General features: G+C 71.2%; 5 protein-coding genes and 3 tRNA genes. 3 read left to right on the forward strand and 5 right to left on the reverse strand.

From position 1 onward, the window contains the following. Positions 1–73: 73 nt before the first annotated feature. The 5 genes from ACZ4Z3_RS38375 to ACZ4Z3_RS38395 all read right to left on the reverse strand — a co-directional run bounded on the left by ACZ4Z3_RS38375 (position 74) and on the right by ACZ4Z3_RS38395 (position 3,839). Positions 74–1,708 carry a hypothetical protein gene (locus ACZ4Z3_RS38375; RefSeq protein WP_468505394.1) on the reverse strand — a complete coding sequence of 545 codons (1,635 nt, stop codon included), beginning with the start codon at positions 1,706–1,708 and terminating at the stop codon, positions 74–76. Between the two features lie 89 nt (positions 1,709–1,797). Beyond that, positions 1,798–1,871 (reverse strand) — tRNA-Phe (locus tag ACZ4Z3_RS38380). Positions 1,872–1,896: 25 nt separating this feature from the next. Further along, positions 1,897–1,971, reverse strand: a tRNA-Asp gene (locus ACZ4Z3_RS38385). 36 nt (positions 1,972–2,007) lie between these two features. Then, positions 2,008–2,080: transfer RNA gene (locus ACZ4Z3_RS38390), tRNA-Glu, on the reverse strand. An 82-nt stretch (positions 2,081–2,162) separates the two neighbouring features. Then, the gene (locus tag ACZ4Z3_RS38395) at positions 2,163–3,839 is read right to left on the reverse strand and encodes a metallophosphoesterase family protein (RefSeq protein WP_468505395.1); all 1,677 of its coding nucleotides are present in this window, start codon (positions 3,837–3,839) and stop codon (positions 2,163–2,165) included. A gap of 133 nt (positions 3,840–3,972) precedes the next feature. On the opposite strand from ACZ4Z3_RS38395, the gene ACZ4Z3_RS38400 reads away from it, so the two are divergent. The 3 genes from ACZ4Z3_RS38400 to ACZ4Z3_RS38410 form a co-directional block, all read left to right on the forward strand. Next, complete coding sequence (locus tag ACZ4Z3_RS38400; protein ID WP_009327618.1) at positions 3,973–4,323, forward strand: metallopeptidase family protein; 351 nt, start codon at positions 3,973–3,975, stop codon at positions 4,321–4,323. 191 nt (positions 4,324–4,514) lie between these two features. Then, positions 4,515–5,054, forward strand: coding sequence for a hypothetical protein (locus ACZ4Z3_RS38405; RefSeq protein WP_468505396.1), 540 nt, complete (start codon positions 4,515–4,517; stop codon positions 5,052–5,054). Positions 5,055–5,580: 526 nt separating this feature from the next. Next, positions 5,581–7,494, forward strand: a 1,914-nt coding sequence (locus tag ACZ4Z3_RS38410) for a DEAD/DEAH box helicase (RefSeq protein WP_468505397.1), incomplete at its 3' end; no start/stop codon positions are given.

Consider the following 7,494-nt stretch of genomic DNA (forward strand, 5'->3'; position numbering starts at 1 on the left):
CAGGATCTCACCTCGACGAAACGAGGGGCGAACGCTTTTGCGTCCGCCCCTCGCTGTGCGTCTGTGATGCGCGTTACCGCACCTCGACGTAGTCCTCTTTCCCGCTGCCGACGAAATGCTTGCTGTCGGGGTACAGGAAGACCGGCACCCAGGTCCCGTCCTGCTGGGCCGTGAAGCCCTTGCTGAAGGAGCCGTTGGACTTCGAGGTGACGGTCGTCATCAGGTACCAGGTCTTCTTGCCCTTGGGCCGGAAGAGGATCTGGACCTTCTTGGAGCCGTACGCCTTCCAGGTCGAGGTGCCCGCCTTGCGCTCCTGGAGCACGCCCTTGACGGTGAGGGTCCGGCCCTTGCGGACCGGCTCGGGCGAGGCGTCGGCGTTCTTGATCCGGGTGAGGGCCCGGTTCTTGCGCAGGACGCTGCTGGTGGTGCCCTTGACGTCGTAGGTGGTGGAACCCGCGTACTTCAGTCGCCAGTAGCCGTCCGTGTAGCCCGGCAGGGTGGTGTGGAACTGGGAGTCGAAGCCCGTCCTGACGGTCTTCTCGGTGGTCCAGCCGGTCCTGCCGTCGGGCGAGTACTGGACGGCCACACCGACCCGCTCGCCGTGGTCGTCCCCGTTGACCCCGAGGATGCCGGAGACACTGAGCTCGGCGTACTCGTCCAGCGAGGCCGTGAACTCGCGGAACCTGGTCGTCGCCGTGACCGACACCTTGACGTCGGCGGTCGCGGTGCGCTGGATCCACTGGTTCTTCGGGTACGGCGGGAAGGCCACCTCATAGACGGTCTTCTGATAGGGGCTGGCGACGAAGCTGAAGCGGCCGTCGGTGCCGGTGGTCGCCTCGATGGGATTCGAGATGCTGCTGCCCTTGTGGTCCATCTCCAGCGGGATGCCGGACAGCGGCTTCCAGGCCTCGCCGCTCTGGTACTCCAGCGTGCCGGTGACGGTGATCTTGTCGCCGGAGATGGGGTGGAAGCTCGCCTTGTCGAGGACGAGGCGGGTGGGCGCGGCCTTCGGGTCGATGCTCACCCAGGGGACGGTGGCATAGCCGAGGTCGCCCTGGTAGGTGGCCCAGGACCAGCCGCCCTCCTCCACCTGCCGGGAGACGGAGAAGTGCCCCTTCTCGTCGGCGGTGGTGGTCGTCTCGATCTGCTGGCCGATCCTCAGGTTCACGGAGGCGTTGGGCAGCGGTTCGGTGGCGCGGGTGCTCGGGTCGCGGACGACCATGTCACCGCTGACCGTGACCGTCCTGTCCTCGATGGTCGGCTGGGTGGGCGTGACGGCGAAGTCCTGGATGACCGGCTGCTTGCGGTACCGCAGTGTCCCGGCGTCCTTGCGGACGGTGGTCTCGCCGCCGCTGGTCGTGGCCTCGACGTCGATCGTGTAGTCGCCGAGGGTGTCCAGGTGGACGGGCGGGGAGGACCAGACGCCTTCCCAGCTGCTCACCCAGTAGGTCTGCTTGAACTCGGTGACGGTGGCCACCGGGGTCTCCGACTCGGCGCTGCCGACCGGGCGGAGAGTCGCGGTGATCTTCTCGACGTCCTCACCGACAGCGCTGCCGTGGTTGAGCCGTACGTCGATGACCGACCAGTCGGCCGAGTCGCTCCGCGCTTCCTTGACCGTCGGTGCGGCGGCGTGCGCCGTGCCGGGTATCGCGAACGTGGAGAACAGAACGGCACCGGCCGTCACGATCCCCCTGGTGATGCGTCTCAAGAACCCCCCATGGTTCTCGGTGCGAGCGACGGCTCGCTATGAGCGACGAAAACCCCCTCCGGTCACCCGGAGGGGGTTTTCATACGGTGTGGCTGGGGCCGGGGTCGAACCGGCGACCTTCCGCTTTTCAGGCGGACGCTCGTACCAACTGAGCTACCCAGCCACGGTGTTTCACGTGAAACACCGAGCGGTCCTGACGGGATTTGAACCCGCGGCCTCCACCTTGACAGGGTGGCGAGCACTCCAAACTGCTCCACAGGACCAAGGTTGCGTACGACAGTGTCGCACACGTTCTTGCGTGCCCCCAACGGGATTCGAACCCGTGCTACCGCCTTGAAAGGGCGGCGTCCTAGGCCGCTAGACGATGAGGGCTATCGGCCCGCCGTGGGCGCTTCATCAGCGCGTCGGGGACGTGAGAAGCATATGGGATGGCGGGAGGTATCGCCAAAACGGTTTACGGGCGGCCCGGGGAACGGGTGGTCGCCCCGCCGGGTGACGTGCTCGGAGGCGTGCCGGACGGGGTGCCCGACGGGGTGCCCGATGGGGTTCCGGAGGGGGACGGGGACTGGCGTGCTCCCGGCTGGTTCTCCTTCGGCAGGTGGCGGCTGACCTCGGCCGTCGTCAGTCCCAGGCCCCCGAGTTTGATCTCGTCCCAGGCCTGGAGGCGATGGGTGTCGCGGTCGAAGTACAGGACCGACGTCTCGATCGGATCCGGGTAGTCGCCCTCCAGGGCGCGCAGCCCGCTGCCCCCGGTCGAGCCCTCGATGCGCAGGCGGGTGCCCTCGTCCAGGATCTCCATCTCCGGGTGGTGGAGGTGTCCGGCGAGGACGAGCGGGACCTCCCCGTCCGTCTCGCGGGCGGCGTCCGGGTTGTGGGCGATCGCGATGTCCACGGGCGTGCCGGCCGCCTTCTGGGCGCGCAGCGCCCCCGCCAGCCGCTGTCCGGCCGCCTCCTCCGAGGGCAGGCCCGCCTTGTCCGTGGAGCGGTCCGGGGTGAACTGCGGGTCGCCGATCCCCGCGAAGCGCAGCCCGCCCACGTTCACCGCCTTGCCCCCGTCGAGGACGTGCGTGTTCTCGATGCCCTTCAGATAGCGCTGGGTCTCCCGGGAGTCGTGGTTGCCGCGCACCCAGACGTACGGCGCCCCGAGGTCGGCGATCGGGTCCAGGAAGGCGTTCTCGGCGGCGGTGCCGTGATCCATGGTGTCGCCGGAGTCGACGATGACGTTGATCTCGTACTGCTCCACCAGCGAGGCGATGATCTTCCAGCTCGCGGGGTTGAGGTGGATGTCGGAGACGTGCAGGACGCGGATGGTGGTGGGGTCCGGCTGGTACGCGGGGAGGGTGGACGTGACGTCGTACAGCTTGGTCACGTTCGTCACCAGGCGTGCCAGTTCCTTCTGGTAGACGTCGAACTCCGTGACGATGCTGCGCGCGTTGCCGACGAGGGAGGGCGCGGAGGAGAGCAGGCCCGAGAACCTGGGTTCCAGGACCGAGTTCGGGTTCCAGGTGGCGGCGGCGGTGCCCCCGGAGGCCGCGAGCAGCCCGAGGGCCAGGCCGCCGGCGGCCAGGGCCCGGCGGGGGCGCCGGTAGACGGCGAGCCCCAGCGCGGTCGCCCCCGTGACGACGGCGACGCCCGACCGCAGGGCCAGGTCCAGGGTGCCGCGCCGGACGTCCGACGCGATCTCGTCCTGGAGGCCCGAGATCCGCTCGGGGTGGTCGACCAGGGCCTGGGCGCGGTCGGGGTCGAGCTGGTCCACGTTCACGTCGAGGCGTACGGGGGCGTGGTGACTGCTCAGCTCCAGGGCGCCCAGCGGTGAGACGTTGATCTTCGTGCCGCCGGTGAGCGACGGACGCAGCGTCATCGTGGTGTTCATGGGGCCGACGGGTGTCCGTACGTTGCCCACGACCAGCAGGCCGAGCCAGGCGCCGACCACGACGACGGTGACCAGCCCGAGCGCGCGGGCCCAGGGGCCTGGACCCCGGCGCGCCGGTTCGAGCGCCGGGTGCGGGTCGCTTGGGCGGCGTCGGCGGGTCGTGGCCCGGGGGGCCGGTGGCAGCGCGCGGCGGATGCGGCGCAGGGTCGTACGGATGGCGGTCACGGTGGTGGCTGTTGCGGCGGGGACGCGGGCCATTGGGGCCGTATGCCCACGGGGGTGGGGGGATATGCGGAGGAATGGGCCCGGGCCGGGTTCCGGGGCGTGACCTCAGCGGTCGTCCTGTGACCCGTATCTCACGTCCGCGCGGGTCGTGCCCGACAATGGGCCTGTGCTGGAGATGACGCGCGAGGAGTTCGAGGAACTGGTCGCCGAGGCGTTGGACCGGATCCCGCCGGAGCTGACGCGGCTGATGGACAACGTGGCGGTGTTCGTCGAGGACGAGCCGCCCGCCGACGACCCCGAGCTGCTCGGGCTGTACGAGGGGACTCCGCTCACGGATCGCGGGGAGTGGTACGCGGGGGTGCTGCCGGACCGGATCACGATCTACCGGGGGCCGACGCTGCGGATGTGCGAGAGCCGGGAGGACGTCGTCGCGGAGACCGAGGTGACCGTGGTGCACGAGATCGCCCACCACTTCGGCATCGACGACGCCCGGCTGCACGCCCTGGGCTACGGGTAGGGACGACCGCCTGGCCGGGGCCGCCAGGTGGTCAGGGCGGCCGCTCCGGCGTGGGGCGGCCGGTGGCCCGGCGGGTCGGTCCGGCGTGGGGTGGCGGTGGCCCGGCTGGTCGGTACCGCGCGTGTCTTCTTGTGTGCGGCGGGAGTTGAACAGGGGGACTCCTCTTTCCGCCCCCCACGGAGGTGGCCGCCGTGCGCGCCTTGTACGTACCCGTTCGCCTGGCCGCCACGGTCATGGCCGTCGCCGCGGCCGCCGGCTGCATGAGCGTGGGGGACGGCGGGCAGCACCCCGGCCCCTCGCCCTCCGCGGGGCAGCGGGGCGGTGAGCGGCCGGACGGGGGCACCGCCGTGACGGGCGGGGGCGGCACGGGGTACCAGGTCGGGCGCGGCAAGCCGCGTCCCTCGGGCTCGCCCGACCCCTCGGCGTCCCGGTCGGCCTCCGCCTCGGCGGCGGCCTCCGAGAGGGCCGCGCCGCCCAAGAAGGCGAGGCCGCCGAAGGGTGGGAAGGGCGGCAAGGGCACGGGGGACGGCAAGCGGCCCCCCGTGCCGGAGCCGACGAAGGGCGAGCCGACGCCCGCGCCCTCCTCGGCCCCGCCGGAGCCGCCCGAGCCGTCGCCCCCGGCGCAGTCCCCGGCGCCGGAGCCGTCGGCCGAGCCGTCGTCGTCCGCGCACGAGCAGGGGGCGCAGCTGATGGAACGGGAGCCCGCGCCGGAGGCGGGGGACGCGGCGTAGCGGCCGGGTGCGACGGCTGTGTGCCGCTGTGGGGCGTGCGGGGGCGTCGCCGGGGTGATCGTGGCCGCGTCCTGCGGGGTGATGGCCGTCTGCGCGGTTGTCGTCGCCGTCTGTGCGGTCGCCGTGGCCTTCCGGCGCCCGCGGGAGTGTGGCGGACGACACGGGTGCGAGGGCGGCACGGCGGCTGCCCCGGCACCGGCCGAGAAGGCGGTGGCGTCGACGCCGCCACAGGGCCCCTGGCCAGCGGTTTCCCCTCTCCTCGGTGAAGTCGGCCAGGAGTCTGGCTTTCCCAGCCGGGGTCCACTGATCGCCTTCTGACCTGCGGGTATTGGCTTGGTTTGCCTTTAGGGGTGGGGGGTGCGTATGGTTATAGATCGTTTGATTCATTTGCCCGGCGCCAACGCAGAAGCGCGCCGTGTGGCGCGTTCTCTCCCTTGCCGTGGCTGACCGCATAGAGGCGGTCGTATTGCGAATCACGGAGTTGACGGGCGCGTGCCGACGAGACTCCGGAAGGTTTCGCATACGCATGTCCATTTCCAGTTCTGATCACGCCGTCATGCCCGAGAACGGCGAGAACGAGATCGTCGAGGAGACCTCCCAGGTCACCTTCGCCGACCTCGGTCTCCCCGAGGGCGTCGTGCGCAAGCTCGCGCAGAACGGCGTGACCGTCCCCTTCCCGATCCAGGCCGCGACCATCCCGGACGCCCTGGCCGGCAAGGACATCCTCGGCCGTGGCCGCACCGGCTCCGGCAAGACCCTCTCCTTCGGTCTGCCGACCCTGGCGCGTCTCGCCGGTGGCCGCACCGAGAAGCACAAGCCCCGCGCGGTCATCCTCACCCCGACCCGTGAGCTCGCCATGCAGGTGGCGGACGCGCTCCAGCCCTACGGCGACGTCGTCGGCCTGAAGATGAAGGTCGTCTGCGGCGGTACGTCGATGGGCAACCAGATCTACGCCCTGGAGCGCGGCGTCGACATCCTCGTCGCCACGCCGGGCCGACTGCGCGACATCATCAACCGCGGCGCCTGCTCCCTGGAGAACGTCGAGGTCGCCGTCCTCGACGAGGCCGACCAGATGTCCGACCTGGGCTTCCTGCCCGAGGTCACCGAGCTGCTCGACCAGGTCCCGGCCGGCGGCCAGCGCATGCTGTTCTCCGCCACGATGGAGAACGAGATCTCCACGCTGGTCAAGCGCTACCTGGTCGACCCGGTCTCGCACGAGGTCGACAGCGCGCAGGGCAACGTCACGACGATGTCCCACCACATCCTGATCGTGAAGCCCAAGGACAAGGCGCCGGTCACCGCTGCCATCGCCTCCCGCAAGGGCCGCACCATCATCTTCGTCCGCACCCAGCTGGGCGCCGACCGCATCGCCGAGCAGCTGCGCGACGCCGGGGTGAAGGCCGACGCGCTGCACGGCGGCATGACCCAGGGCGCGCGCACCCGCACGCTGGCCGACTTCAAGGACGGCTACGTCAACGCGCTCGTCGCCACCGACGTCGCCGCCCGCGGCATCCACGTCGACGGCATCGACCTGGTGCTCAACGTGGACCCGGCCGGTGACCACAAGGACTACCTGCACCGCGCGGGCCGCACGGCGCGTGCCGGCCGCACGGGCACGGTCGTCTCCCTGTCCCTGCCGCACCAGCGCCGCCAGATCTTCCGCCTCATGGAGGACGCGGGCGTCGACGCCGGGCGCCACATCATCCAGGGCGGTGCCGCCTTCGACCCGGAGGTCGCCGAGATCACCGGCGCCCGGTCGATGACCGAGGTCCAGGCCGAGTCCGCCGGCAACGCCGCGCAGCAGGCCGAGCGTGAGGTCGCTCACCTCACCAAGCAGTTGGAGCGGGCCACGCGTCGCGCCGCCGAGCTGCGCGAGGAGGCCGACCGGCTGACCGCGCGTGCCGCGCGGGAGCGGGGCGAGGACCCCGAGGCGGCGATCGCCCAGGCGCGCGCCGAGGAGACGGGCGAGGGTGCCGCCGTCGTCGAGGCGGCCGCCGCCGCTGTCGACGCCGTGGTGCTGTCCGAGGTGTCCGTGCCGGAGCAGCCGGCCGCGCAGGACGTCGAGCGCGTCGAGAAGGCCGAGCGGTTCGAGCGGACCGACCGGGCCGAGCGCGGGTCGTACGGGCGTTCCTCGTCGTACGAGCGTCGTGACGACCGCGGCGGTTTCCGCCGGGACGACCGTGACAACCGGGGCGAGCGTCGTGACGAGCGGGGCGGTTTCCGTCGGGACAACGAGCGCGGCTTCGACCGCGGTGGTCGTTCCTTCGAGCGTCGTGACGACCGCGGTGGCTTCAACCGTGACAGCCGCGACAACCGTGACAACCGGGGCGAGCGTCGTGACGACCGGGGCGGTTTCCGTCGGGACAACGAGCGCGGCTTCGACCGCGGTGGTCGTTCCTTCGAGCGTCGTGACGACCGCGGTGGCTTCAACCGTGACAGC

The sequence above is a fragment of the Streptomyces sp. NPDC030296 genome, from assembly GCF_055572815.1.

Coding starts and splice junctions, on each gene's coding strand:
- ACZ4Z3_RS38395 (WP_468505395.1), bottom strand. CDS start 3,839: ATGGCCCGCGTCCCCGCCGCAACAGCCACCACCGTGACCGCCATCCGT.